At 69.1% G+C, this 25,188-nt stretch carries 19 protein-coding genes; 7 read left to right on the top strand and 12 right to left on the bottom strand.

The window, feature by feature from the left end:
* Positions 1-45: 45 nt before the first annotated feature.
* The 3 genes from HW466_RS15390 to ubiA all read left to right on the top strand — a co-directional run bounded on the left by HW466_RS15390 (position 46) and on the right by ubiA (position 1,963).
* Positions 46-201 (top strand): hypothetical protein, encoded by a 156-nt coding sequence (locus tag HW466_RS15390; protein ID WP_170296714.1) that lies wholly within the window; start codon positions 46-48, stop codon positions 199-201.
* Positions 202-322: 121 nt separating this feature from the next.
* Positions 323-811 carry a non-specific DNA-binding protein DpsA gene (gene dpsA / locus HW466_RS15385; protein ID WP_059452029.1) on the top strand — a complete coding sequence of 163 codons (489 nt, stop codon included), beginning with the start codon at positions 323-325 and terminating at the stop codon, positions 809-811.
* Between the two features lie 279 nt (positions 812-1,090).
* Complete coding sequence (gene ubiA / locus HW466_RS15380; RefSeq protein WP_151007156.1) at positions 1,091-1,963, top strand: 4-hydroxybenzoate octaprenyltransferase; 873 nt, start codon at positions 1,091-1,093, stop codon at positions 1,961-1,963.
* Between the two features lie 95 nt (positions 1,964-2,058).
* On the opposite strand, the gene proC is transcribed toward ubiA, so the two are convergent.
* The 6 genes from proC to HW466_RS15350 all read right to left on the bottom strand — a co-directional run bounded on the left by proC (position 2,059) and on the right by HW466_RS15350 (position 9,189).
* Positions 2,059-2,871: a pyrroline-5-carboxylate reductase gene (proC, locus tag HW466_RS15375; protein ID WP_174905553.1), complete on the bottom strand. Its 813-nt coding sequence runs from the start codon at positions 2,869-2,871 to the stop codon at positions 2,059-2,061.
* A 50-nt stretch (positions 2,872-2,921) separates the two neighbouring features.
* On the bottom strand, positions 2,922-3,620 hold the full coding sequence (locus HW466_RS15370) for a YggS family pyridoxal phosphate-dependent enzyme (RefSeq protein ID WP_059506953.1): 699 nt from the start codon (positions 3,618-3,620) through the stop codon (positions 2,922-2,924).
* Between the two features lie 139 nt (positions 3,621-3,759).
* On the bottom strand, positions 3,760-4,986 hold the full coding sequence (gene glcF, locus HW466_RS15365; protein WP_059506954.1) for a glycolate oxidase subunit GlcF: 1,227 nt from the start codon (positions 4,984-4,986) through the stop codon (positions 3,760-3,762).
* 7 nt (positions 4,987-4,993) lie between these two features.
* Complete coding sequence (gene glcE / locus HW466_RS15360) at positions 4,994-6,082, bottom strand: glycolate oxidase subunit GlcE (protein ID WP_059451313.1); 1,089 nt, start codon at positions 6,080-6,082, stop codon at positions 4,994-4,996.
* Between the two features lie 165 nt (positions 6,083-6,247).
* Positions 6,248-7,741, bottom strand: a complete 1,494-nt coding sequence (locus tag HW466_RS15355; RefSeq protein WP_059451314.1) for an FAD-linked oxidase C-terminal domain-containing protein — start codon at positions 7,739-7,741, stop codon at positions 6,248-6,250.
* A 38-nt stretch (positions 7,742-7,779) separates the two neighbouring features.
* Entirely contained in the window at positions 7,780-9,189 is a 1,410-nt protein-coding gene (locus HW466_RS15350) for an FAD-binding oxidoreductase (RefSeq protein ID WP_059797852.1), read from the bottom strand.
* Between the two features lie 140 nt (positions 9,190-9,329).
* Here HW466_RS15350 and HW466_RS15345 point away from each other — a divergent pair, with 140 nt between their 5' ends.
* Together HW466_RS15345 and hmpA are read left to right on the top strand one after the other, a co-directional pair.
* Positions 9,330-9,881 carry a cob(I)yrinic acid a,c-diamide adenosyltransferase gene (locus HW466_RS15345; protein WP_059506956.1) on the top strand — a complete coding sequence of 184 codons (552 nt, stop codon included), beginning with the start codon at positions 9,330-9,332 and terminating at the stop codon, positions 9,879-9,881.
* Between the two features lie 95 nt (positions 9,882-9,976).
* Positions 9,977-11,185: an NO-inducible flavohemoprotein gene (hmpA, locus tag HW466_RS15340; protein ID WP_151005077.1), complete on the top strand. Its 1,209-nt coding sequence runs from the start codon at positions 9,977-9,979 to the stop codon at positions 11,183-11,185.
* A 120-nt stretch (positions 11,186-11,305) separates the two neighbouring features.
* On the opposite strand, the gene aroG is transcribed toward hmpA, so the two are convergent.
* Positions 11,306-12,379 carry a 3-deoxy-7-phosphoheptulonate synthase AroG gene (aroG, locus tag HW466_RS15335; RefSeq protein WP_059465445.1) on the bottom strand — a complete coding sequence of 358 codons (1,074 nt, stop codon included), beginning with the start codon at positions 12,377-12,379 and terminating at the stop codon, positions 11,306-11,308.
* A 42-nt stretch (positions 12,380-12,421) separates the two neighbouring features.
* Here aroG and HW466_RS15330 point away from each other — a divergent pair, with 42 nt between their 5' ends.
* On the top strand, positions 12,422-12,667 hold the full coding sequence (locus HW466_RS15330; RefSeq protein ID WP_170296680.1) for a hypothetical protein: 246 nt from the start codon (positions 12,422-12,424) through the stop codon (positions 12,665-12,667).
* 110 nt (positions 12,668-12,777) lie between these two features.
* On the opposite strand, the gene tldD is transcribed toward HW466_RS15330, so the two are convergent.
* From tldD to HW466_RS15315, 3 genes are all read right to left on the bottom strand, one after another.
* Entirely contained in the window at positions 12,778-14,244 is a 1,467-nt protein-coding gene (tldD, locus tag HW466_RS15325) for a metalloprotease TldD (protein ID WP_059451318.1), read from the bottom strand.
* Between the two features lie 89 nt (positions 14,245-14,333).
* Positions 14,334-15,161 carry a carbon-nitrogen hydrolase family protein gene (locus HW466_RS15320; protein ID WP_059451319.1) on the bottom strand — a complete coding sequence of 276 codons (828 nt, stop codon included), beginning with the start codon at positions 15,159-15,161 and terminating at the stop codon, positions 14,334-14,336.
* A gap of 47 nt (positions 15,162-15,208) precedes the next feature.
* Positions 15,209-19,408: a YhdP family phospholipid transporter gene (locus HW466_RS15315; protein ID WP_059546828.1), complete on the bottom strand. Its 4,200-nt coding sequence runs from the start codon at positions 19,406-19,408 to the stop codon at positions 15,209-15,211.
* 229 nt (positions 19,409-19,637) lie between these two features.
* Between HW466_RS15315 and glnE the strand changes: the two genes are divergently transcribed.
* Positions 19,638-22,439, top strand: a complete 2,802-nt coding sequence (gene glnE / locus HW466_RS15310; RefSeq protein ID WP_174905552.1) for a bifunctional [glutamate--ammonia ligase]-adenylyl-L-tyrosine phosphorylase/[glutamate--ammonia-ligase] adenylyltransferase — start codon at positions 19,638-19,640, stop codon at positions 22,437-22,439.
* A 127-nt stretch (positions 22,440-22,566) separates the two neighbouring features.
* Here the strand turns inward: glnE and recN are convergent, their stop codons facing one another.
* Both recN and HW466_RS15300 read right to left on the bottom strand, forming a co-directional pair.
* Positions 22,567-24,216, bottom strand: a complete 1,650-nt coding sequence (recN, locus tag HW466_RS15305; RefSeq protein ID WP_059506960.1) for a DNA repair protein RecN — start codon at positions 24,214-24,216, stop codon at positions 22,567-22,569.
* 19 nt (positions 24,217-24,235) lie between these two features.
* Positions 24,236-25,138, bottom strand: a complete 903-nt coding sequence (locus tag HW466_RS15300) for an NAD kinase (protein WP_059451323.1) — start codon at positions 25,136-25,138, stop codon at positions 24,236-24,238.
* Positions 25,139-25,188: the final 50 nt, after the last annotated feature.

Here is a 25,188-nt window from a genome sequence, read left to right as displayed (position 1 = left end):
GACCGGCCGTTTTTTCTCCAGAACCTTGTCGAAGGAGTGACGACCATGATGCAAATGATGCTGAACATGCGCACCGCGTTCACGCCGGCCGAGTGGGCGCGGCGCATCGTCGGTTTCGCGATCGTCGTCGGCGGCGCGGCCGAGCTGGCCGCGCAGGCGCTGCACGTGCTCGCGCCGCTCGTGTCGAGCGCGGGTGCCTGAATGCAGCGAATCGCGCGTCCGCGCTAGACTTGCATGTCGAGGACGGATGCCGCGCAATACGGCATGCGGTTTGCTCGACACATTTTCGCCGGTTCAACATTTCGAACGAGGAGTCCCGAAGATGGCCAAGAAAGGCAACGCCACGCAGATCAACATCGGCATCAGCGACAAGGACCGCAGGAAGATCGCGGACGGCCTGTCGCGTCTGCTTGCCGATACGTTCTCGCTGTACCTGAAAACCCACAACTTTCACTGGAACGTCACCGGGCCGATGTTCAACACGCTGCACCTGATGTTCGAAGAGCAGTACAACGAACTGTGGCTCGCGGTCGACTCGGTCGCCGAGCGCATTCGCACGCTCGGCGTCGTCGCGCCGGGCACGTTCGCGGATTTCGCGAAGCTGTCGTCGGTGCCGGAGGCGAACGGGGTGCCGGCCGCCGAAGAAATGATCCGTCAGCTCGTCGAAGGACACGAGACGGTCGTGCGCACCGCGCGCGAGATTTTCCCGATCGCCGATGCGGCGAGCGACGAACCGACCGCCGACCTGCTGACGCAGCGCCTGCAGACGCACGAAAAGACCGCGTGGATGCTGCGCTCGCTGCTCGCGTAGGTTCGTTGCGGCCGGTCGGCCGCCATGCGGCACGCATCGGCGGGCAGCGCGGCCCGAATCGGGGCCAGGTCGCCTGCATCGGCGCGAATTCCGCCCGGCCGCCGATGCCTGCGTCGCGCAGGTCCGTCTGTCGATTGGCGAGCGGCCCCGGCCAAGCTGCTTGCGCCGGGCCGAAGCGGCCGACGCGCGGCGCGCCGCATGCGCTCGCGGGCGATCCCGACATGACGCGAAGCGCGGCTCGGCTCTAAAATGCCGGGATTATCTTCCCGGTGCTTCGCCATGCTTGCCCGCTTTCCCCTGTATCTGCGGCTCGTCCGGATGGACAAGCCGATCGGCAGCCTGCTGCTGCTCTGGCCGACGCTCAACGCACTGTGGATCGCGTCGGACGGCCATCCGCGCTGGCCGCTGATCGTGATCTTCGCGCTCGGCACGCTGCTGATGCGCTCGGCCGGCTGCGCGATGAACGACTATGCCGACCGCGATTTCGATCGCCACGTGAAGCGCACGGCCGACCGGCCGCTGACGTCCGGCAAGATCCGCGCATGGGAAGCCGTCGCGATCGCGGTGGTGCTGTCGTTCCTCGCGTTTCTGCTGATCCTGCCGCTCAACACGCTGACGAAGGAGCTGTCGGTCGTCGCGTTGTTCGTCGCCGGTTCGTATCCGTTCATGAAACGATTCTTCGCGATTCCGCAGGCGTATCTCGGCATCGCGTTCGGCTTCGGCATTCCGATGGCGTTCGCGGCCGTGCAGGACACGGTGCCGATGCTCGCGTGGGTGATGCTGATCGCGAATATTTTCTGGTCGGTCGCGTACGACACCGAATACGCGATGGTCGATCGCGACGACGACATCAAGATCGGCATCCGCACGTCCGCGCTGACGTTCGGCCGCTTCGACGTCGCGGCCGTGATGGCCTGCTATGCGGCGACGCTCGGCATCTACGCATGGATCGGCATGACGCTCGGCTTCGGCCTCGCGTACTGGGCCGGCTGGGCGGCGGCCGTCGGCTGCGCGCTGTATCACTACACGCTGATCAAGGGGCGCGAGCGGATGCCGTGCTTCGCGGCGTTCCGGCACAACAACTGGCTCGGCGGCGTGCTGTTCGCGGGAATCGCCGCGCATTACCTGCTGGCGGGTGCGACGGGCAACTGAAGCGGCCGCGCGCTGGCGCGCGATGCCAACAAAAAAGCGGCCGAGGCCGCTTTTTTGTTGGCGGTGCCGGGCGTGCACCGCGTGGGTCGCTGCGCTTACGCGCGGCCGAGCTCGTCGCCCATTTCCTTCGCGCGCGCCTCGGCTGCAAGCGCACCGCGCACGATCGCTTCCTTCACGCCCTGCGCGTCGAACGACGCGAGCGCGGCGGCCGTCGTGCCGCCCTTCGACGTCACGCGCTCGCGCAGCACGCTCGCCGGCTCGCCCGATTGCGCGGCCAGTTGCGCGGCGCCCGCGAACGTCGCGACCGCGAGCGCGCGGCCTTGTTCGTCGTTCATGCCGAGGCGGCGCGCGGCTTCCTGCAGCGCTTCGATGAAATAGAACACGTAGGCCGGGCCGCTGCCCGAGATTGCCGTGACCGCGTCGAGCTGCGCTTCGTCGTCGAACCACACGATTTCGCCGACCGCGCCGAGCACGTTCGACGCGAGCTCGCGACCGGCGGCGTCGACGCCCGGCAGCGCGGCGAGGCCCGTCACGCCCATGCCGACCAGCGCGGGCGTGTTCGGCATCGTGCGCACGACGCGTGCGTAGTCGCCGAGCCAGCGGGCGAGGTCGGTGCCGCGGATGCCCGCCGCGATGCTGATCACGAGCTGCGATTTCAGATGCGGCGCGAGTGCCTGCGCGACGTCGTTCAGCACCTGCGGTTTCACCGCGAGCACGATCGCGTCGTAGTCGGCGAGCGTCGCGTCGATGGCAGCACCGGTGCGGATGCCGAACTGCTGCGCCGCGCGTGCGCGGACGTCCTCGTTGACGTCGATGGCATACAGGCCGTCAGCGGCGACGCCGCGCTTGATCAGGCCGCCGATGAGGGCCGCGGCCATGTTGCCGCCGCCGATGAATGCGATTTTCATGATGTCCGATTGAGCAGGTGAGTGAACGGAAAGGCGGAAAAGGGCCGCGCTCAGTGCGAATAGTCGCGCGCGCCGAAGATCGCGGTGCCGACGCGCACGATCGTCGCGCCTTCGAGCACGGCGGCTTCGAGATCGGCGGACATGCCCATCGACAACGTGTCGAGCGGCAGGCCGTCGGCGCGCAATGCATCGAACAGCGCGCGCAGCGCACGATGCGGCACGCGTTGCGAATCGGTATCGCCGGCCGGCTCGGGAATCGCCATCAGGCCGCGCAGGCGGAGTGCCGGCAGCGCGGCGACCGCGCGCGCAAACTCGGCCACGTCGGCCGGCGCGACGCCGCTCTTCGATGCCTCGCCGCTGATGTTCACCTGCACGCACACGTTGAGCGGCGGCAGGTGCGCGGGGCGTTGTTCGGCGAGGCGCTGCGCGATCTTCAGCCGGTCGACCGAATGGACCCAGTCGAACCGTTCGGCGACCGGGCGTGTCTTGTTCGATTGCAGCGGCCCGATGAAATGCCATTCGAGATCCGCGCGCAGATCGGCGAGCGCGTCGATCTTGTCGATCGATTCCTGCACGTAGTTCTCGCCGAACGCGCGTTGCCCTGCCGCATGCGCGGCGCGCACGTCGTCGGCGGGAAAAGTCTTCGATACGGCGAGCAACGAGACGGTGGCGGGATCGCGGCCGGCGGCGCGGGCGGCATCGGCGATGCGGCGGTGAACGGAGTCGAGACGGGCGGCGAAGTCGGACATGACGGGCACGGAAGCAGGCACGGGAAGCGAGTACGGTGACGAACGCGGCACGGCACGCACCGCGTCGACTCGCCCATTATACGGACGCCCGCGCGCCCGCCGCGCGAGTGCCCGTTCGCGCCGATAGCGGGAACGCGCGTTACCCGTACAGCAGATGCTCGACCAGCTGGATCCAGTGCGTGACCGGTATCTGCGTGCCGCTTTGCAGATGCGCGATGCAGCCGACGTTGCCGGACACGATCATCTGCGGCTCGAGCGCCTGCAGCTTCAGCAGCTTCTGCTTGCGCAGCCGGTACGACAGCGACGGCTGCGTCAGCGAATAGGTGCCGGCCGACCCGCAGCACAGATGGCTGTCGGCAGGCAGCCGCACGTCGATGCCGAGCGTCTCGAGCAGGCGCTCGACCTTGCCGCGCGACTGCTGGCCGTGCTGCAGCGTGCACGGCGGGTGATACGCGACGGTATGGATCGCGCGGCGCCGCGCGAGCGTCGAGAGCTCGGCCTCGAACGCGAGCAGCACGTCCGAGATGTCGCGCGTCAGCGCGACGATGCGCTGCGCCTTCTCCGCATAGGCCGGATCGTCGCGCAGCAGGTGCGCGTATTCGAGCACCGTCGCGCCGCAGCCCGATGCATTCATCACGATCGCCTCGGCGCCTTGCTCGACGTACGGCCACCACGCGTCGATGTTGCGGCGTGCGTCGTCGAGCGCTTCGTCGTGATAGTTCAGGTGCAGGCGGATCGCGCCGCAGCAGCCCGCGTCGGGCGCGACGACCGCCTCCACGCCGAGCGCGTCGAGCACGCGCGCGGTCGCGATGTTGATGTTCGGCAGCATCGACGGCTGCACGCAGCCGGCGAGCATCAGCATCTTGCGCGGATGCGTGCGCTGCGGCCATTCGAGCAGCCGCGTGCGCGGCGGCACCTTGTCGCGCAGCCGCTTCGGCAACAGCGGCCGCACGTGCTGGCCGAGCCGCATGACCGGCGAGAACAGCGCCGCGTTCGGCACGAGGCTCGCGAGCATGCGGCGCACGAGCCGCTGCTGCACGGGACGCTGCACTTGCGCTTCGACGTGCTTGCGGCCGATCTCGACGAGCCGGCCGTACTGGACGCCCGACGGGCAGGTCGTCTCGCAGCTGCGGCAGGTGAGGCAGCGGTCCAGATGCTGCTGCGTGCTGCGCGTGACCGGCGCGCCCTCGACCATCTGCTTGATCAGGTAGATGCGGCCGCGCGGGCCGTCGAGTTCGTCGCCGAGCAGTTGGTAGGTCGGGCACGTCGCGGTGCAGAAGCCGCAGTGCACGCACTTGCGCAGGATCGCGTCGGCCTCGTCGCCGTCGGGCGTATTGCGGATGAAATCGGCGAGGTTCGTTTGCATCGAGCCCTCAGAGATCGGGGTAGAGCCGGCCGCGATTGAAGATGCGCGCGGGATCGAACGCAGTCTTCAGCCCGCGGTGAATCTTCATCAGCGGCGCGGGCAGCGGCGTGAACACGCCCGCGCTGCGATCGTAGGAATCGCCCGCGCGGAACAGCGTCGCATGGCCGCCGGCCTGCTTCGCGCTCATGCGCACCGTTTGCGCGTCGGCGTCGGTGATCCACCAGCGCTGCGCGCCGCCCCATTCCATCAGCTGCGTGCCGGGCAGGTGCATCGGTTCGGTGATCGACGGCAGCGCGAGGCGCCACAGCGCATAGCCGGGCGGAATGCCGTTGAAGAACGGATCGGTGTGCTCGCGCAGGCCGGCCCAGAAGCGCTCGGCCTCGACCGCGTCGACGACTTCGCCGCCGAGCAGCGTCTTCGCCGATTTCACGGCGGCTTCCGCGCCCGACAGCCGCAGTACCAGCGTGCCGTTGCGCCACGCGCTCGCGCTGACGGGCAGCGGATGGCCGCCCCATTCGTTGAGCTTGCGCACCGCGTCGGTCGCGGTCATCTCGAACTTCAGCGTGACTTCGGCGACCGGTACCGGCAGCACCTTGATCGACAGGTCGAGCATCAGCCCGAGCGTGCCGAGCGAGCCGGCCATCAGCCGCGACACGTCGTAGCCGGCGACGTTCTTCACGACCTGTCCGCCGAAGCGCAGCACTTCGCCGCGCCCGTTCATCAGCGTGACGCCGAGCACGAAATCGCGCGGCGCGCCGCAGGTCGCGCGGCGCGGGCCCGCGAGGCCCGCCGCGATGCAGCCGCCGACGGTGGCCGCGCGGCCGAAATGCGGCGGCTCGAACGGCAGCATCTGGCCGCGCTCGGCGAGGACGGTTTCAAGCTGCGCGAGCGGCGTGCCCGCGCGGACCGTGACGACGAGCTCGGCCGGGTCGTACGACACGACGCCCTGAAACGCGCGCGTGTCGAGTATTTCGCCGTCCAGCGCCTGGCCGTACCAGTCCTTGGTGCCGCCGCCGCGAATCCGCAGCGGCCGGCCGTCTGCACTGGCGGCACGGATGCGCTCGGCCCATCCGGCGACGATGTCGTCCTCTTCCATGTTCCGTTGCTGCCTCGTTGTTGTCCGGTCGATTGTACCGGGGTGGCGCGAATCCACATCGCGACTATCCCTAAGCGCGGTATCGCGAAGGCATGCAGCCGCCGCCGCGCGCATGGCTGGCGCGAGCGGGGCGCGCATCGCGGCCCGCGCGTCGACACGCGCCGCTCAGAAGCGCGGCAGGTCGGGGTGCGGCAGCAGCCCCCCGCGTACGTGCTGGCGGCCGTATTCGGCGCAACGCGCGCGGGTCGGGATGCCCTTGTCGGGATTGAGCAGCCCGGCCGGATCGAATGCGCGCTTGACCGCGAAGAACGCATCGCGCTCCTGCGGCGAGAACTGTACGCACATCGAATTGAGCTTTTCGATGCCGACGCCGTGCTCGCCCGTCACGCTGCCGCCGAATTCCACGCAGCACTCGAGGATTTCCGCACCGAACTGCTCGGCGCGGTGCAGCTCGTCCGGATCGTTCGCGTTGTAGAGGATCAGCGGATGCATGTTGCCGTCGCCCGCATGGAACACGTTGATGCAGCGCAGCCCGTAGCGCGTCTCGAGTTGCTCGATGCGCGCGAGCAGCGGGCCGATCGCGCGGCGCGGCACGGTGCCGTCCATGCAGTAATAGTCGGCGGAAATGCGCCCGGCGGCCGGAAACGCATTTTTGCGGCCGGACCAGAAGCGCAGCCGCTCGCTTTCGTTGCGCGACACCTGGATGCGTGTCGCGCCATGTTCGCGCAGCACGGCCGTCATGCGGACGATTTCCTCCGCGACCTCCTCGGGCGTGCCGTCCGATTCGCACAGCAGGATCGCCTTCGCGTCGACGTCGTAACCCGCGTGCGTGAACGCCTCGACGGCCTGCGTGGCCGGCTTGTCCATCATCTCCAGCCCGGCCGGGATGATGCCCGACGCGATGATCGCGGCGACCGCCTCGCCGCCCTTCACGACATCGTCGAAGCTCGCCATCACGAGCTGCGCGGTCTGCGGTTTCGGAATCAGCTTCACCGTGACCTCGGTGACGATCGCGAACATCCCTTCGCTGCCGATCATCACCGCGAGCAGGTCGAGGCCCGGCGTGTCTAGGCCGAGCGAGCCGAATTCGACGATCTCGCCGTCGATCGTGACCGCGCGCACGCGCATCACGTTGTGCACCGTCAGCCCGTATTTGAGGCAGTGGACGCCGCCCGAATTTTCCGCGACGTTGCCGCCGATCGTGCAGGCGATCTGCGACGACGGATCGGGCGCGTAATACAGTCCGTAAGGCGCGGCGGCTTCCGAAATCGCGAGGTTGCGCACGCCGGGCTGCACGGTGGCCGTGCGCGCGTACGGGTCGACCTCGACGATGCGCGTGAAGCGCGCGAGCGACAGCACCACGCCGTTGGCGATCGGCAGCGCGCCGCCGGACAGGCTCGTGCCCGCCCCGCGCGGCACGATCGGCACTTCCATGCGCCGGCAGATCTGCACGATCCGCTGCACCTGCGATTCGGTTTCGGGCAATGCGACCGCCAGCGGCAGCCGGCGATATGCGGACAGGCCGTCGCATTCGTACGGGGCGGTGTCCTCGTCGCGGAACAGCAGGCAATGCGTCGGCAGCACGGCCATCAGCGCCTGCACGACTTCGCGCTGGCGCTGCGCGCGCATCGCGCTCGACAGTTCGACGGAAGCGTTCATCGGGTCTCCTGCGGGCGGCGCGGCGGCGCGCCGCCGTGTCAGCACGTGAAGATCTTGCCGGGATTCATCAGGTTGCGCGGATCGAGCGCGAGCTTGATGGCGCGCATCGCGTCGATCGCGTTGTCGCCGTGCTCCTTCGGCAGGAAGCGCATCTTGTGCAGGCCGACGCCGTGCTCGCCGGTGCAGGTGCCGCCGAGGCGCAGCGCGCGCTCGACGATCCGGTCGTTGATGCGTTCGGCTTCGTCGATTTCGTCGGGCTTGTCCGGGTCGATCAGGATCGCGACGTGGAAATTGCCGTCGCCGACGTGGCCGACGATCGGGCAGGGCAGCGACGATGCGCGCAGGTCGGCTTCGGTTTCCTCGACGCACGCGGCGAGTTGCGAGATCGGCACGCATACGTCGGTCGTCACCGCGCGGCAGCCGGGTTTGAGCTGCAGCATCGCGAAGTACGCGTTATGGCGCGCGGCCCAGAGCCGCGAGCGATCCTCGGGGCGGGTCGCCCATTCGAAGCCCTGGCCGTTGTTCTGGCCCGCGAGCGTCTGCACGAGCTCGGCCTGTTCCTTCACGCCGGCCTCGGTGCCGTGGAATTCGAAGAACAGCGTCGGCGCTTCCGTGAGCGTCAGGTTCGAGTGGCGATTGATCGAGCGCACCGCGAGCGAATCGACGAACTCGACGCGCGCGATCGGCACGCCGATCTGGATCGTCTCGATCACGGTGCGCACCGCGTCGCCCATCGACGGGAACGTGCAGATCGCGGCCGACACGGCTTCGGGCAGCGGATGCAGGCGCAGCGTGATCTCGGTGATCACGCCGAGCGTGCCTTCGGAGCCGACGAACAGCCGCGTGAGGTCATAGCCGGCCGACGACTTGCGCGCGCGCGAGCCCGTCTTCACGACGCGGCCGTCGGCCAGCACGGCCGTGAGGCCCAGCACGTTCTCGCGCATGGTTCCATAGCGCACGGCGTTGGTGCCCGACGCGCGGGTCGCGGTCATCCCGCCGATGCTGGCGTCGGCGCCCGGATCGATCGGGAAGAACAGGCCGGTGTCGCGCAGCGCTTCGTTGAGCGCCTTGCGCGTGATGCCCGGCTCGACCGTGACGGTCAGGTCTTCCGCGTTGATCGACAGCACGCGGTTCATTTCCGACAGGTCGAGCGAGACGCCGCCGCGCACGGCGAGCAGGTGGCCTTCGAGCGACGAGCCCGCGCCATACGGGATCAGCGGCACGCTGTAGAGCGAGCACAGTGACACGACTTCGCGTACTTCATCGGCGTTGTGCGCGAATACGACGGCGTCGGGCAATTGCGGATCGAACGGCGACTCGTCGCGGCCGTGGTGGGCGCGCACGGCATCGGCGGTCGACACGCGCTCGCCGAAGGCGGCGCGCAGCGCATCGAGCATGGCGGGGGGCAGCGGGCGGCGCGCGGTGGCCGGCGGGGCAGGGTGATTCACGAATGTCTCCTGGCGACTGCTTGTCGAACTTTCGGCCCATTCTACGCTGTAACGCCGGCTGCGCCTGCCGCCGCGGGCTGCGATAATCGCGTTCCTACGCAACCGGGCCGCATCGCGGCCGCGCACGAGAGGACATTCGGATGGGCAACCGCTTGAGCAAGATCGCGACGCGCACGGGCGACGACGGCACCACGGGCCTCGGCGACGGGCGGCGCGTCGGCAAGGACGACGCGCGGATCGCCGCGATCGGCGACGTCGACGAACTGAACTCGAACCTCGGTGTGCTGCTCGCCGAGCCGCTGCCGGACGACGTGCGCACCGCGCTGGTCACGATCCAGCACGACCTGTTCGATCTCGGCGGCGAGCTGTGCATTCCCGGCCATGCGGTACTCGACGACACGCACCTCGCGCGCCTCGACCGGTGGCTCGCCGACTACAACGCGACGCTGCCGCCGCTGAAGGAATTCATCCTGCCGGCCGGCTCGCGCGCGGCGTCGCTCGCGCACGTGTGCCGCACGGTATGCCGGCGCGCCGAGCGCTCGATCGTCGCGCTCGGACGCACCGACACGCTCAACGATGCGCCGCGGCGCTACGTGAACCGGCTGTCGGACCTGCTGTTCGTGCTGGCGCGCGTGCTGAACCGCACGGACGGCGGGTCGGACGTGCTGTGGGAGCGCGGCCGGATCCGCTGACGCGCGGCAGCGTTTTTGCGCGATGCGACAATTTGCCAGAGGGGCGGCGTTTTTTTAAACATGTATCGTATGTGCATGTTTAACGGAGAACGAACATGACCCACATCACCGCTGACCAGATGGCCCGAGTGAAGGCCACCGCCCCCGTCCTGGCCGAGCATGGCGCGACGATCACGAAGCATTTCTATCAGCGCATGTTCGCGCGTCATCCGGAACTGAAGAACCTGTTCAACCAGACGCACCAGAAGACGGGCAGCCAGCCGGAAACGCTCGCGAAGGCCGTCTATGCGTATGCGGCGAACATCGACAATCTCGGCGCACTGGGCGGCGCGGTGTCGCATATCGCGCACAAGCACGCGAGCCTGAACGTCCGTCCCGAGCATTACCCGATCGTCGGCGAGAACCTGCTCGCGTCGATCGTCGAGGTGCTCGGCGACGCGGTCGATGCGCAGACGCTCGACGCGTGGCGCGTCGCGTACGGCCAGCTCGCGCAGATCCTGATCGGCGCCGAGGCCGACCTCTACGCGGGCGCCGCGTGGAGCGGTTTCCGTCCGTTCAGAGTCGCCCGCAAGGTGCGGGAAAGCGACGAGATCACGTCGTTCTACCTGACACCCGCCGACGGCGGCGACGCGCCGACCTTCGAGCCGGGCCAGTACGTCACGGTGAAGCGCTTCGTCGGCGAGCTCGGCGTCGACCAGCCGCGCCAGTACAGCCTGTCCGATGCGCCGCACGGCAAGTGGCTGCGCATCTCGGTGAAGCGCGAGGCCGGCCAGCCCGAAGCCATCCCGCCCGGCAAGGTGTCGACGCTGATGCACGACGGTGTGGAGGAGGGCGCGATCGTCGAAGTGACCGCGCCGATGGGCGAATTTTCGCTCAAGCGCGGCATCGATACGCCGGTCGTGCTGATCTCCGGCGGGGTCGGCCTGACGCCGATGGTGTCGATGGCATCGACGCTCGTCGGCGAAGGCAGCACGCGCGACGTGCGGTTCGTCCACGCATGCCGGTCGGGCGCGGTGCACGCGTTCCGCGACTGGTTGAACGATACGGTGCGCGACCATGCGAACGTGAAGCGCACGGTGCTGTACGAGCGGGTCGGCCCCAACGACTGCGGCGGCGTCGATCACGACCTCGAAGGGCGCCTGACGCCGGAACGCGTGAAGCAATACGCGCTGGTGCCGGACGCCGACTACTACGTGTGCGGCCCGGTCGCGTTCATGAAGGCGCAACGCGACGCGCTGGTCGCGCTGGGCGTCGAGCCGGCACGCATCAATACCGAGATCTTCGGTTCGGGTGCGCTCGAATGAGGACCTGACGGCGGTTCCCCCAAACGAACAGGCCCGGCGCGAGCCGGGCCTTATCGTTGCAGCGCGAGGCGCAGGCCGCCAGCCCGCGGGCGGCAGGCGCCGCCTCGGGCCTGCCGGCGCTCAGTTGCCGCTGCCGCGCGCGACGCGCCGTGCCTTCACCGATTCCGCGAGGCCTTCAAGCACCTTCACGCTGTCGTCCCACGCGATGCACGCGTCGGTGATGCTCTGGCCGTAGGTCAGCGGGCAGCCTTCCTTCAGGTCCTGGCGCCCTTCGACCAGGTGCGACTCGATCATCACGCCGACGATGCGCTCGTCGCCGGCCGCGACCTGGCGGCCGATGTCCGCGCACACGGGGATCTGGTTCTCGTGCTTCTTCGAGCTGTTTGCGTGGCTCGCATCGATCATCAGGCGCGCGGCGAGGCCGGCCTTGCCGATGTCGGCGCATGCGGCGTTCACGCTGTCCGCATCGTAGTTCGGCGTCTTGCCGCCGCGCAGGATCACGTGGCAGTCCTCGTTACCGGCCGTCGACACGATCGCCGAGTGACCGCCCTTGGTCACCGACAGGAAATGGTGCGGCTGCGAGGCGGCCTTGATCGCGTCGACCGCGATCTTCACGTTGCCGTCGGTGCCGTTCTTGAAACCGACCGGGCACGACAGCCCCGACGCGAGCTCGCGGTGCACCTGCGACTCGGTCGTGCGCGCGCCGATCGCGCCCCACGAGATCAGGTCGGCGATGTACTGCGGGCTGATCATGTCGAGGTATTCGGTCGCGGCCGGCAGGCCCATCTCGTTGATCTGCAGCAGCAGTTCGCGCGCGGTGCGCAGCCCTTCGTTGATCTTGAAGCTGTTGTCGAGGTGCGGATCGTTGATGAGGCCTTTCCAGCCGACCGTCGTGCGCGGCTTCTCGAAGTACACGCGCATCACGATTTCCAGCTCGCCCTTGAAGCGCTCGCGCTCCTTCACGAGCCGCCCCGCGTACTCGATCGCCGCCTTCGTATCGTGGATCGAGCACGGCCCGATCACCACGATCAGCCGGTCGTCCATCCCGTGCAGGATGCGGTGCATCGACTGGCGCGAGTTGTAGATCAGCTCGGACGCGGCCTCGGAGCATGCGAATTCGCGGATCAGGTGGGCGGGCGGCGTCAGTTCCTTGAGTTCGCGAATGCGGACGTCGTCGGTGTTGTGCGGGGGCATGCTGTTTCTCCTAATTTTGCGGGCGCCGTTCGGTCAGTGCGCGTGCGGCAGATTCATCAATTCAAGCGATTCAGTGGTTTCGGTCGGGGCCGCGGGATCCGCTGCGGCGGCGACCGGGTGGCGAAGGGCGAAAAAAAACCGCCGGGTTCGCCGGCGGTTTTTTCGGGAATTTCGGTTGCGCTTTACGCGCCATCAACCCTCTCGATCCGCCAGCGGTCTGAGATACCAAAAAAAGTAAAAGTAAAACTTGGCGGACATGACGGAGATTCGGTTCGTCAAAAAAGTTGATTCGGAATTTATACCCGGTCGCCGGGCGGCTGGCAACCGGGGATGCTCGAAAATGCGGACAATCCGCGCGTTTTAGTCAAAATGCGCGGATTGTCTGCGCCGCCATGCGGTTATGCCGTACCGCCGACCGTCATCTTGTCGATCCGCAGGGTCGGCTGGCCGACGCCGACCGGCACGCTCTGGCCTTCCTTGCCGCACACGCCGACGCCCGAGTCGAGCGACATGTCGTTGCCGATCATGCTCACGTACTTCAGCGATTCCGGGCCGCTGCCGATCAGCGTCGCGCCCTTCACCGGGTACGTGATCTTGCCGTTCTCGATCATGTACGCCTCGGACGCCGAGAACACGAACTTGCCGTTCGTGATGTCGACCTGGCCGCCGCCGAAGTTCACCGCGTACAGGCCGTTCTTCACCGACGCGATGATTTCCTGCGGATCCTTGTCGCCGTTCAGCATGTACGTATTGGTCATGCGCGGCATCGGCAGCGCCGCATACGACTCGCGCCGTGCGTTGCCGGTGACGGGCATCTTCATCAGGCGCGCGTTCAGCGTGTCCTGGATGTAGCCCTTCAGGATGCCGTCCTCGATCAGCGTCGTGCACTGCGTCGGGTTGCCTTCGTCGTCGATGTTCAGCGAACCGCGGCGATTCGGCAGCGTGCCGTCGTCGACCACGGTCACGCCCTTCGCGGCGACCTGCTCGCCGATGCGCCCGGCGAACGCCGACGAGCCCTTGCGGTTGAAGTCGCCCTCGAGGCCATGGCCGATCGCCTCGTGCAGCAGCACGCCCGGCCAGCCCGGCCCGAGCACGACCGTCATCGCGCCGGCCGGGGCGGGGCGCGCGTCGAGGTTCACGAGCGCCGCATGCACGGCGTCGTCGACGTAGCGCGACAGCACCTCGTCGGTGAAGTAGCCGTAGTCGAAGCGGCCGCCGCCGCCGCCGGAGCCGATCTCGCGGCGCCCGTTCTGTTCGGCGATCACCGTGACCGACACGCGCACGAGCGGACGGATGTCGGCCGCGAGCGCGCCGTCGCTGCGCGCGACCAGCACGACGTCGTATTCGCCGGCGAGGCCCGCCATCACCTGCGTGACGCGCGGATCGCGCCCGCGCGCCATCTGCTCGATGCGCTCGAGCAACTTGACCTTGGCCGTCGCGTCGAGCGACGCGAGCGGATCGGACGGCAGGTACAGGTCGCGGCCCGAGATGCCCTTCAGCGACGTCGCCGCCTTGATCTTCTGGCGGCCGCCGCCGGCCGCCGCGATCGCCTTGGTGGCCGCGGCCGCCTGGGCGATGGCCTCCGGCGACAGGTCGTCCGAGTACGCGAACGCGGTGCGGTCGCCCGCGACCGCACGCACGCCGACGCCCTGGTCGATGCTGAAGCTGCCCGACTTCACGATGCCTTCCTCGAGGCTCCACGCTTCGCTGCGGGTTGCCTGGAAGTACAGGTCCGCGTAGTCGACGCGATGCGTGAAGATGTCGGCGATCGTGCGCGTGAGCAGGCTCTCGTCGAGGCCGTACGGCGTGAGGAGGATGTCCTTCGCCAGCGCAAGATTGCGGATGCCGGGTTCGATGATGTTCATGCGGGTATCGAGGGTTCTCAAAAAGTTGTCGGGTGCGTTCTGGGCAGATGGGTTGGCCGGGCGGCGTTTCAAGCGCCGGGGGCAGCGGTTCAGGTCAGCACGCGATGCCGCCACGCGGGCAGGCTCTGGCGCACGTCGGCGATGCGCTGCGGATCGAGCGCGCCGATCACGACGCTCGCGCCTTCGTCGCGAACCGCGACGATCTCGCCCCACGGGTCGATCAGCATGCTGTGGCCCCAGGTGCGCCGGCCGTTCTCGTGCTTGCCGCCTTGCGCGGCCGCGAGCACGTAACACTGGTTTTCGACGGCTCGCGCGCGCAGCAGCATCTCCCAGTGCGCGCGGCCCGTCGTATACGTAAACGCCGACGGCACGACGATCAGCGCGCAGTCGCCCATCCTGCGATACAGCTCCGGAAAGCGCAGATCGTAACAGACCGACAGGCCGACCCGGCCGAACGGCGCGTCGAACGCGACGACAGTGTCGCCCGCGCGGATCGTGCGCGCCTCGTCGAACGATTCGTCGCCTTTCTCGAAGTTGAACAGGTGGATCTTGTCGTAGCGCGCCGCTTCGTGGCCGCTCGGGTCGAACACGAGCGTCGTGTTCAGCACGCGATCGGGTTCGGGCGCCTTCAGCGGCAGCGTGCCGCCGATCACCCAGACGCCGTGACGCTGCGCGGCCTCCGAAAGAAAGCGCTGGATCGGGCCGTCGCGGTAGGGTTCGGCGAGCGCGAGCTTGTCGGTGTCGCGATGGCCCATGAAGCAGAAATACTCGGGCAGCAGCACGAGCTGCGCGCCCTCGCCGGCCGCTTCCGCGATCAGGCGGCCGGCTTCGGCGAGATTGCGTGCGACGTCCGGCGTGCTCACCATCTGCAGCGCGGCGACCCGAAAGGGTGTGGCTAAACGGGTGTGATCGGTCATCGCTGGATCGGTTGCGTCATAAATGGGGTGCGGCCCGACCGAGCGCATCAGTGGCTCGCCGCATCGGCCGGACCGTGGTTCATCTTACCCTGATCGCCCCGCACCCGCTCGATGTGCGGATGCGCCCACGAGCCGGTGATCGCGTAGTCCAGCGCGAACGCGTGCGACAGCGTCTCCGACAGCGCGTAGTTCGCCGCCAGCACGCCGACGCCGAGCAGCGGATTGATGATCGCGGCGGCGATCGCGGCCGTGCCGGCGCCGATCTTCGGCGCGACGTGCGCGTGCAGGTCCTGCGTCTCGGTGCCGAGGTCGACCGCGCCGCGCACGGTCACGTTCGCCGGCGCGGTCGTCATCGAGAAGTCGTCGGTGCGGGCGATGCCGTTCGAGATGCGGCTGGTGCCCGTGATCTTGTCGAACGGCAGTCCCTTGCCGATCACGTCGCGGAAATTGAGCGTCAGGAAGCGCGCGAGGCTCTGCAGGCTGAGCACGCCGAGCAGTTTCGCGGCGCCCGGATCGACCTTCAGGATCTGGCCGTGTTCCAGGTCGAGTGCGACCTGGCCGCCGAGCGACGGGAGGTCGACCGCGGTCGGGCCGCCGCGCCAGCCGACCTTGCCGGTCACCGTGCCGTGGCCGTCCGCCAGCGTGCGCGGCAGGCCGACGAGGTCGAGCAGCGCGCCCGCGTTGCCGACGTCGAGCTTGAAGTCGAACACGCTGCGGCGCGGCGCATCGTTTTCGTCGACGCCGCGGGCCAGCGCGCGGCGCGACGTGCGCCAGTTGCCGGTTGCCGTCAGCTTCGCGGCCGGGTTCGACAGCTCCAGCTTGTCGAGCTGCCACACCGGCGTGCCGGCTTCGTCGATGTTGCGCGCGTTGACGACGAGGCGGCCGATGTCGTGGTTGCGCGCGACGACCTGGTCGACGATCAGGTCGACCGACGGCATCGGCCGGTCGGTCGGCGTCGGCAGGTTCATTGCGCGGCCGACGAGGTCGTGCTGCGCGCTGTCCGGAATCACGAGCTTCGCGAGCCGCGCGTTTAGCACGCCCGCGCCGTTGTGGCCTCCGCCCGGCGCCCAGGACAGGTAGCCCGATACCTGGTTCGACGCGATGTTCGCCTGCCACAGCTCGTCGATGTGCGACGCGCCGATGATCACGTTCTCCCAGTTGCGCTTGAGCAGCTTCAGCGTGCCGAAGTGAAGCGCGAAGCGCTTCGGCGTGAAGCTCGCGACGTCGATGCGCGGCGCGGCTTGCGGTTCCGGCGCGCGCGTCGCGTCGTGCTGCAGCGTGCGGGCCAGTGCGAGCCAGGCGTCGGCGTCGAGTTCGTCGACGTCGACGGCGGCGCTTACGCCCTCCTGCGGCAGGTCGGGCATCCGGTGGATGCCCATCGCGCCGCGCACCGCGCGCAGCGGCTGGCCGGGCGTCGCGTCGAGCAGGTAGGTCGCGGACACGGGGCCGAGCGTCAGGTCGGCATGCTCGAGGCGTTTGCCGCCCGCCTGGCTGGCCGGCTGCAGCGTGAAGCGGAACGGCATCGGCGTGCCGGCCGGTTTCGCGAACGGCGCGGGGAAGTTGAGCGCGACGCCCGTCAGGTCGGAACGCGCGGTGACCTCCGGCAGCCGGCCCGGCGCGCCGCGTACGGCGAGCTGGTACGGCGCGTCGCCGACCACGTGCTCGAGCAGCGCCGCGGCCGTGCCGCGCAGGTTCAGGCCGCGCGTGGCGTCGAGCGCGAGCTTGCCGTCGACATCGACGGCGTACGGGCCGTGCGACTGGAAGTTGCCGTTCGCGCGCACCGGACCGCCGAGGAAGCGCCCCGACAGGTCGTGCAGCGATGCACCGGCCTCGGTGAAGCGCACGCTGCCGCGCAGCGCGGACAGCGGCGGCACGCCGTCGGTCGACAGCGTGTTGCCGCCGAACGCCAGTGCGCCTTCGACGTGCGTATGCGGATGCGGAACGTGCTGCGGAATCGTGATCTTGAGCGCGAGCGCCGCAGGCCCCTGCGCATCGATCCGCTGGCCGATGTGCCCGCTCATCGCGCCGAGCGAGCTGTTGTCGGCGTAGTCGATCAGGTCCGCGAGCGGGCCTTGCGCGTGGCCGTCGATGACGAGCGGCGACTTCGACGGGTTGCCGAGATCGTCGATCCGGCCGGCGACCTTCGTCAGCGCGACGCGCTTGTAGTGCGCGCGTGCGATGTCGAAGCGCAGCTTGTTCTGCGCGAGCTCGAACACGCCGTCGATTCCGTCGAGCGCGGGCCAGACGCTCGGCGTGCCGTTCGCGAGCTTGCGCGGCGGATACGGCGTCGGCTCGAAGCGCCCGCCGGTAAATGGCGCGACGATGTGGAACACGCCGGCATCCGGCTCGTGTTCGAACGGGAATTTTTCGAGCGGGCCGCGCGCGACGATCGACGCGCCCTTGGACACCTGGCCATCCTGCAGCGCATGGCCGAGGTACGTGCGCAGGTGCTCGGACATCCCGGTCGGCAGGTAGCGCGGAATGCGCGCCACCGACGCGCGCGCGAAATCCGCGCGCAGGTCGAGCGAGCCGCGGCCGTGGCCTGGGTTCGTGTACGAGCCCGACACCGCGATTTCCGCATCGGGGTTCGCGACGAACAGGTCGGGCAACGTCACCTCGACGCGCGCGTGCTTTTCGCCCGGCGCCGGCGTGATCGCCCATTTGGCGTTGCCGCGCAGCCGGTCGAAGGTGAGGCGCGGCTCGTCGAATTCACCGGGCACCGTGACCGCCGCATTGACCGCGTCGAAGTGCGCGGCGCCGCCCGTCTCGTTCGCGTCGACGTGGCCCCACAGGTTCTCGACGCCCGGCCAGCCGGCGCGCGGATGGCCGCGCGGCGAGAGGCCCGGCGGCGGCTCCTGCGCGGCGAAGCTGATGCCCTGCAGGTCGCCCAGGAAGCGGTAGCGAACGATCGGCGCGGCGCCGGTGCGGCGCTCCTCGTCGGCGAGCTCGGCCCGCGCCGGCTTCGCGCGTTCGACCTCGATGTGATAGTTCGACACCATCCCGCGCGGGTCGAGCTTGATCAGTTCGTTGCGCAGCCGCGCCGGCAGCGGCAACCCGCGGATGAATTCGCTCAGGATGCCGAGATCGACGCGGTCGCCCACGACGCTCAGGAGTTGCCCCTGGTCGGCGGCCGGCACGCGGTAGCGGGCGGTCAGCGTCGACAGCGCGAGCGAGCGGGCGAGCGGCGTGCCGTCCGGCAGCGGCGTCTGCCCGAGCTCCGCGTTGAAGCGCGTCAGATGCAGCGTGTAGTCGCGGCCGGCGTCGAGCGCCATGTCCCAGCCGAAGCCGACCGTCGGCACGTCGAGGCGCGGCTGGGTCGGCCGCACGCGCAGCACGACGTCGGCGCCCTGCAGGTCGCCGCCGGCGGAGCGCAGGTGGCCGTTCTCGAAGGTCGCCCAGATGGCGTTGTCGATCCGGCCCGCGTGGATCGTGAGCGGAATGTCGAGATAGCGGCCGAGCGTCTGCAGATCGACCGGGCCGGTCGACAGATACGCGTCGCCGGTCCAGTTCGTGGGCTTGCCGATCGGCGCGAGCGGCTTGTGCCGGAAGCGCGCGCGGAAATCGAGCGGGCCGAGCAGCAGCGTGCCGTTCGCGGGCGCCTGCAGCGCGGCCCGGTGCTCGCGGCCGTCGTTGAGCACCGCCAGGCGGATGCCCGCCAGCGCGAGCTCCGGCGCGTCGTGCTGCGCGTCGCGCCAGCGCAGCGTGCCGTTGCGCAGCACGATCGCTTCCTGCTTCAGCAGCCAGGTGCCGAACGTGTCGTTTCCGCCATGGGTGGTCGCGACGCCGACGCCCGCGATGCTCAGCGAGCCGTCGGCCGTGCGCGCGACGACGAGGTCCGGATGGTCGACGATCAGGCTCGACAGCGCGGGCGACAGCCGCAGCAACGACATCCACGACAGCGCGGCCGTCGCGTGCGGAACGGACAGCGCGACCTGGCCGTCACGACCGCGAATGGTGAGGTTGGCGACTTCGACGCCCGGCTGCATGCCGGACCAGTGAGGAGACAGTTTGCCGATCGAAAGCTGCGCGTGGAGCTTGTCGGACACCGCGCGCTCGATGCGCGGGCGAAATTCGTCGATGCGCGGCAGCAGCACATAGCGCAGCCCGAGGAACGCGCCGGCCGCGACGAAGTACGTGCCGATCCCGACTGCCAGCGTCACCCTGAACACGCGACGCAGGACGGGATGATCGTGCTTCGGAGGTCCCGCTTCGGGCTTGGCTAACGCGGATTCCTGACGGTCGGACATGCGGCGGAAGGGCGGCGATATGGTAGTTTTGCAGACTGACGTTGAAATGTATCACAGGGGTTCGTGCCGGCGGCCTTCGCGGCAGTGCGGCACGGGCCTTCCGGCGCGCGGTTGTCGCGGCGGCGCATCCGCGTCGCGACAACCGCGCCGAGTCCACGGGGCCTGTCGGCGGCGGGGGCGCGCAAGCGTGCTCGCGCAGCGGCAGGCCTTACCGCCAGGCCGCTTTTCGATGACCGACGCTTCCGCCCTGATCAGCCCGTCCTTCTCCCGCTATATCGCCCGCGCGGCCGCCGCCCGTCCCGCGCTGCGCGACCAGATCGCCGCGTGGGCCGCCGCGCCGCTCGTGCGCGCGCAGCTCGACGCGCGCCTGACCGAGCTGCTCGCATCGCCCACCGGCGCGGTCGCGCAGGGCGACGAGCAACTGAAGCGCGCGCTGCGGCAGTTGCGGGTCGAGGTGTTCGGCGCGATCGCGGAGCGCGACCTGCGCGGCGTCGCGGACGTCGCCGAGGTGACGTCCGCGATGACCGATCTCGCCGAGGTGGCCGTGCAGCGCTCGCTCGCGCTGCTGTCGGCCGAACTCGAGGCGATGTACGGCGAGCCGCGCGGCGCCGACGGCCAGCGCGTCGTGCTGGGCGTGGTCGGGATGGGCAAGCTCGGCGGCCGCGAGCTGAACGTGTCGTCGGACATCGACCTGATCTTCGTCTACGAGGACGACGGCGAGACGGCCGGCGGCACGCGCTCGCCGCTGTCCACCCAGGAATACTTCACGCGGCTCGGCCGGCGCCTGATCGGCGTGCTGTCCGAGGTCACCGCCGACGGTTACGTGTTTCGCGTCGACATGCGGCTGCGCCCGAACGGCGATTCGGGGCCGCTCGTCTGCAGTCTCGGGATGCTCGAGGAATATTTCTACGTGCAGGGGCGCGAATGGGAGCGCTATGCGTGGATCAAGGGGCGGCTCGTGTCGGAAGGCGACAGCGACGCGGCGCGGCGGCTCGCGACGCAGCTCGAATCGATCGTCAAGCCGTTCGTGTATCGCCGCTATCTCGACTTCGGCGTGATCGGCGCGATCCGTTCGCTGCACCAGCAGATTCGCCAGGAAGCCGCGCGCCGCGCATCGATGCGGCCCGACAAGGCCGACGACATCAAGCTCGGGCGCGGCGGCATCCGCGAGATCGAGTTCAGCGCGCAGGTGTTCCAGCTGATCCGCGGCGGCCAGGATGCGGAATTCCGCGTGCGGCCGACGCTCGCGGTGCTGCGCCATGCGCAGGCGCGCGGGCTGATCGGCGAGGACGTGCGCGAGCGCCTGACCGACGCGTACAACTTCCTGCGCACGCTCGAGCACCGGCTGCAGTACCGCGACGACGCGCAGACGCACGCGATGCCGGTCGATCCTCACGAGCGCGCGGCGCTGGCCGCATCGCTCGGCTTTGCCGACTACGCGGCGCTGATGCAGGTGCTCGACGGCCACCGCACCTTCGTCGAGGCGCAGTTCGACCAGATCTTTGCCGACAAGGCGAACGGCGGCCCCTGCGCGGCGGGGGAGGACACCGCCGCATCGTGGATCTGGAGCGGGGCGCTCGCCGACGACGGCGAAGACGACGCGCTGCGCGCGCGCCTCGACGGGCTGGGCTTCACCGATCCGGCGACCGTGCTCGCGCGGCTGCGCGCGATCTGGCAATCGTCGCGCTACGCGGGCCTGCCGGAAAAGAGCCGGCAACGCTTCGACAGCGTCGCGCAACGCGCGCTCGAGGCGGCGCCGCGGATCGACGCCGCGCGCCGTGACGAGACCATCGTGCGGCTGTTCGACCTGCTCGAGACGGTCAGCCGGCGCGGCGTCTATCTGGCGCTGCTGACCGAGTATCCGGCCGCGCTCGATCGCGTGCTGTCGGTGCTCGGCGCGACGCGCTGGGGCGGCGGCTACCTGATCCGCCATCCGCAACTGCTCGACGAACTGCTCGATGACGAAGCGATCGCCAGCCCGTTCGACTGGCCCGCGTTCAAGGACGCGTTGCGTGCGCGTCTCGCCGCCGCCGACGGCCCCGAGCAGCAGATGGACCTGCTGCGGCACGCGCAGCACGCCGAGGTGTTCCGGATTCTGCTGATCGACCTGGCAGGGCAGCTGTCGGTCGAGCACGTGAGCGACCGCCTGTCGGAGCTCGCCGACGCGGTGCTCGACGTGACGATCGAGGTCGTCTGGTCGCAGCTCGCGAAACGTCACCGCGACGTGCCGAAGTTCGCGGTGATCGCGTACGGCAAGCTCGGCGGCAAGGAACTCGGCTATGCATCGGATCTCGACCTGATCTTCCTGTACGACGACCCCGACGAGCGCTCGGCGGACGTCTACACGACGTTTACGCGACGGCTGATCACGTGGCTCACGACCGCGACCGGCGCGGGCGCGCTGTTCGACATCGACTTGCGGCTGCGGCCGAACGGCGAGGCCGGGCTGCTCGTGACCGATCTCGATGCGTTCCGCCGCTACCAGCTGCGCGAGGGCGACGCGGCGAATACCGCGTGGGTGTGGGAGCACCAGGCGCTCACGCGGGCCCGCTACAGCGCGGGCGACACGCAGATCGGCGCGGACTTCGAGGCGATCCGCCAGCAGGTGCTGACGACGCCGCGCGACGGGGCGGTGCTGGCGAAGGAGATCGTCGACATGCGCGGCAAGGTGTTCGCCGGCCACCCGAACCAGACCGAGCTGTTCGACCTGAAGCACGATCGCGGCGGGATGGTCGACATCGAGTTCATCGTTCAGTACTGGGTGCTGCTGCATGCATCGAGCGATGCCGAGCTGATCCGCAACACCGGCAACATCGCGCTGCTGCGCGAGGTCGCGCGGTTCGGGCTGATGGGCGAGGACGAAGCCGAGCGCGTCGGCGCCGCGTACCGCAAGTACCGGAAGCTGCAGCACAAGCTGCGGCTCGACGGGATGGAAAAGGCTCGCGTCGATCCGGCGCTGGTGGCCGACGAGCGGGCGGCCGTGACGGCGCTCTGGGAGCGGGTGTTCGGGGCGGTCGAAACGGCTGTTTGAGGCGGGCGTTCGAATCGACTGTTCGAATCGCCGAGGCGGGCTGGGGGCGGTCGGGTGGCCGCGGCCGTTCGTCGGGAAAGGCCGGCGCGGGCGCCGGCCTTGTCGCATGCGGCGACCGGTGCCCGCGTCAGGCCGCCAGCATTTCCTTCGCGTGCTTGCGCGTCGTCGCGGTGATCTCGAGGCCGCCGAGCATCCGGGCGATTTCCTCGACCCGGCTCGCCTTGTCGAGCGCGACGACCGACGAAACGGTGCCGCCGCGCTCGTCGGCACCCTTCGCGACCTGGAAGTGATGGTCGCCACGCGCGGCGACCTGCGGCAGGTGCGTCACGCACAGTACCTGGCGGTCACGCCCGAGCTGGTGCAGCAGCCGGCCGACCACCTCGGCGACGCCGCCGCCGATGCCCGTGTCGACTTCGTCGAAAATCAGCGTCGGCGTCGGGCTCGCGGCACTCGCGATTACCGCGAGCGCAAGGCTGATCCGTGCGAGTTCGCCGCCCGACGCGACTTTCGCGAGCGGGCGCAGCGGCACGCCGGGGTGTCCGGCGACCCGGAATTCGACCTGCTCGAGCCCGTGCGGGCCGCCATCGGCGAGCGGCACGAGCGCGACTTCGAAGCTGCCGCCCGCCATCGACAGCTCCTGCATGCCGGCCGTGACGGCCGCGCCGAGCGCCTTCGCGGCCTGCGCGCGTGACTTCGACAGGCGTTTCGCGTCGGTGAGATAGGCTTCCCACGCCTTGGCTTGCGCGGCTTCCAGCGCGCCGAGATCGGCCGCTGCGTCGAGCGCGGCGAGCTGCGCGCGGCGTGCCGCATGCTCCTCGTGCAGCGTGTCGGGCGGCAGCCTGAACTTGCGGGCGGTCGAGTGCAGCGCGTCGAGGCGCGTTTCGACCTGCGCGAGCCGGGCCGGGTCGAGATCGAGGCGCTGCGCGTAGTGCGACAGCGAATAGACGGCTTCCTGCAGCTGGATCTCGGCCGGTTCGAGCGAGGCGAGCGCATCGCCGAGCCCGGAGTCGTAATCGGCCAGGCTGCGCAGTTTCGACACGATCGCGCCGAGCTGCGGGAGCATCGCGTCGTCGGCCTCGGACAGCGCGTTGAGTGCACCCTGCACGCCGGCGATCAGGTTCGCCGAATGCGACAGGCGCTTGTGCTCGCTGCCGACTTCGTCCCATTCGCCCGGTTGCGGCGCGAGCTTGTCGAGTTCGGCGAGCTGCCATGCGAGCTTCTCGCGTTCGAGCTGCAGTTCCCGTTCGTGCGCCTTCGCGGCATCGATCGCCTGCGTCGCGTCGCGCCAGACGCGCCACGCGCGTGCGACGTTCGCGGCATCGGCGACGAGCCCCGCGTGCGTATCGAACAGTTCGCGCTGCGCATCGGGGCGCATCAGCAGCTGATGCGCGTGCTGGCCGTGGATGTCGACCAGCATCTCGCCAAGCTCGCGCAATTGCGCGAGCGTCGCGCTGGTGCCGTTGATGAACGCACGCGAGCGGCCGTTTGCGTCGATCACGCGGCGCAGCATCACGGTGTCCTCGGCGTCGAACGCGTGTTCGTCGAGCCAGCGCGCGACGCGGTCGTGCGGCGTGAATTCGGCGGTGATGTCGGCGCGGCCGCAGCCGGCGCGCACGACGCTTGCGTCGGCGCGTTCGCCGAGCGCGAGGGCCAGCGCGTCGATCAGGATCGACTTGCCGGCGCCGGTTTCGCCGGAAAAGACGGTAAAGCCGCTGTCGAATTCGAGATCGAGCGCGGCGACGATGACGAAGTCGCGGATCGAGAGGTGGCGAAGCATGGTGTCGGGCTCGGGTGCGTCAGGACGCCTTGTCGTCTTCGTTCGATGCGTGCTCGTTCCAGTGCAGCTTCTTGCGCAGCGTCGCGTAATAGCTGTAGCCGACCGGATGCAGGAACGGCACCGTGTGCTTCGAGCGGCGCACCTCGATCGTGTCGTTCAGCTCCAGCGAGGTAAACGACTGCATGTCGAAGTTCACGTTGACGTCGCGGCCGCCGACGATCTGGATCGCGATCTTCGAATCGTCGGGCAGCACGATCGGCCTGTTCGACAGCGCATGCGGCGCGATCGGCACGAGCACGATGCCCTGGAGTTGCGGGTGCAGGATCGGCCCGGCCGACGACAGCGCGTATGCGGTCGAGCCGGTCGGCGTGGCGACGATCAGGCCGTCCGAGCGCTGGTTGTACATATACCGGCCGTCGACCGACGCGCGCAGCTCGACCATCCCTGAAAAGCCGCTGCGGTTCACGACGACATCGTTGAACGCGAGTGCGTGGTAGATCGGCTCGCCGTCGCGCACGATCCGGGCCTCGAGCAGCGAGCGCTCCTCGCGCTCGAACTTGCCCGACAGGATCACCGGCACGAGCGCCTGCATGTCGGCCGCCGCGATGTCCGTGATGAAGCCGAGCCGCCCGTGGTTGATCCCGATCAGCGGAGTCTTGTACGGCGCGAGCTGCCGGCCGATGCCGAGCATCGTGCCGTCGCCGCCGAGCACGACCGCCACGTCCGCGCGCGCACCGATTTCTGCCGGAGTGAGCGCCGGATAGCCGGAGATGCCGATTTCGCGGGCCGTTTCGGCTTCGAACACGACCTCGAAGCCCAGCTTCGCGATGCAGCCAGCCAGCGTGGCGAGCGGCTCGGCGATGCCGGGCGTGTTGCTCCGGCCCACGAGCGCAACAGTATTGAACTGATTACCGGTTTTCATGCCGGCATTACACCATAGCTCGTTGACGAAAAGAACCGGCTGTGTGAAGA

It is taken from the genome of Burkholderia territorii (assembly GCF_902833055.1).
Lineage (GTDB): Bacteria > Pseudomonadota > Gammaproteobacteria > Burkholderiales > Burkholderiaceae > Burkholderia > Burkholderia territorii.
The sequence above is the reverse complement of the archived record's forward strand: the minus strand, read 5'-3'. Positions and strand labels throughout refer to the sequence as shown.

Bases quoted from the DNA above. Each gene is read 5' to 3' on its own strand.
- HW466_RS15390 (WP_170296714.1), top strand. From the start codon at position 46: ATGATGCAAATGATGCTGAACATGCGCACCGCGTTCACGCCGGCCGAG.
- tldD (WP_059451318.1), bottom strand. From the start codon at position 14,244: ATGAACATCATCGAACCCGGCATCCGCAATCTTGCGCTGGCGAAGGAC.
- HW466_RS15315 (WP_059546828.1), bottom strand. From the start codon at position 19,408: ATGTCCGACCGTCAGGAATCCGCGTTAGCCAAGCCCGAAGCGGGACCT.
- hmpA (WP_151005077.1), top strand. From the start codon at position 9,977: ATGACCCACATCACCGCTGACCAGATGGCCCGAGTGAAGGCCACCGCC.
- recN (WP_059506960.1), bottom strand. From the start codon at position 24,216: ATGCTTCGCCACCTCTCGATCCGCGACTTCGTCATCGTCGCCGCGCTC.
- HW466_RS15345 (WP_059506956.1), top strand. From the start codon at position 9,330: ATGGGCAACCGCTTGAGCAAGATCGCGACGCGCACGGGCGACGACGGC.
- glcF (WP_059506954.1), bottom strand. From the start codon at position 4,986: ATGCAAACGAACCTCGCCGATTTCATCCGCAATACGCCCGACGGCGAC.
- HW466_RS15300 (WP_059451323.1), bottom strand. From the start codon at position 25,138: ATGAAAACCGGTAATCAGTTCAATACTGTTGCGCTCGTGGGCCGGAGC.
- HW466_RS15355 (WP_059451314.1), bottom strand. From the start codon at position 7,741: ATGAACGCTTCCGTCGAACTGTCGAGCGCGATGCGCGCGCAGCGCCAG.
- dpsA (WP_059452029.1), top strand. From the start codon at position 323: ATGGCCAAGAAAGGCAACGCCACGCAGATCAACATCGGCATCAGCGAC.
- ubiA (WP_151007156.1), top strand. From the start codon at position 1,091: ATGCTTGCCCGCTTTCCCCTGTATCTGCGGCTCGTCCGGATGGACAAG.
- proC (WP_174905553.1), bottom strand. From the start codon at position 2,871: ATGAAAATCGCATTCATCGGCGGCGGCAACATGGCCGCGGCCCTCATC.
- HW466_RS15320 (WP_059451319.1), bottom strand. From the start codon at position 15,161: ATGACCGATCACACCCGTTTAGCCACACCCTTTCGGGTCGCCGCGCTG.
- glcE (WP_059451313.1), bottom strand. From the start codon at position 6,082: ATGGAAGAGGACGACATCGTCGCCGGATGGGCCGAGCGCATCCGTGCC.
- aroG (WP_059465445.1), bottom strand. From the start codon at position 12,379: ATGCCCCCGCACAACACCGACGACGTCCGCATTCGCGAACTCAAGGAA.
- HW466_RS15370 (WP_059506953.1), bottom strand. From the start codon at position 3,620: ATGTCCGACTTCGCCGCCCGTCTCGACTCCGTTCACCGCCGCATCGCC.
- glnE (WP_174905552.1), top strand. From the start codon at position 19,638: ATGACCGACGCTTCCGCCCTGATCAGCCCGTCCTTCTCCCGCTATATC.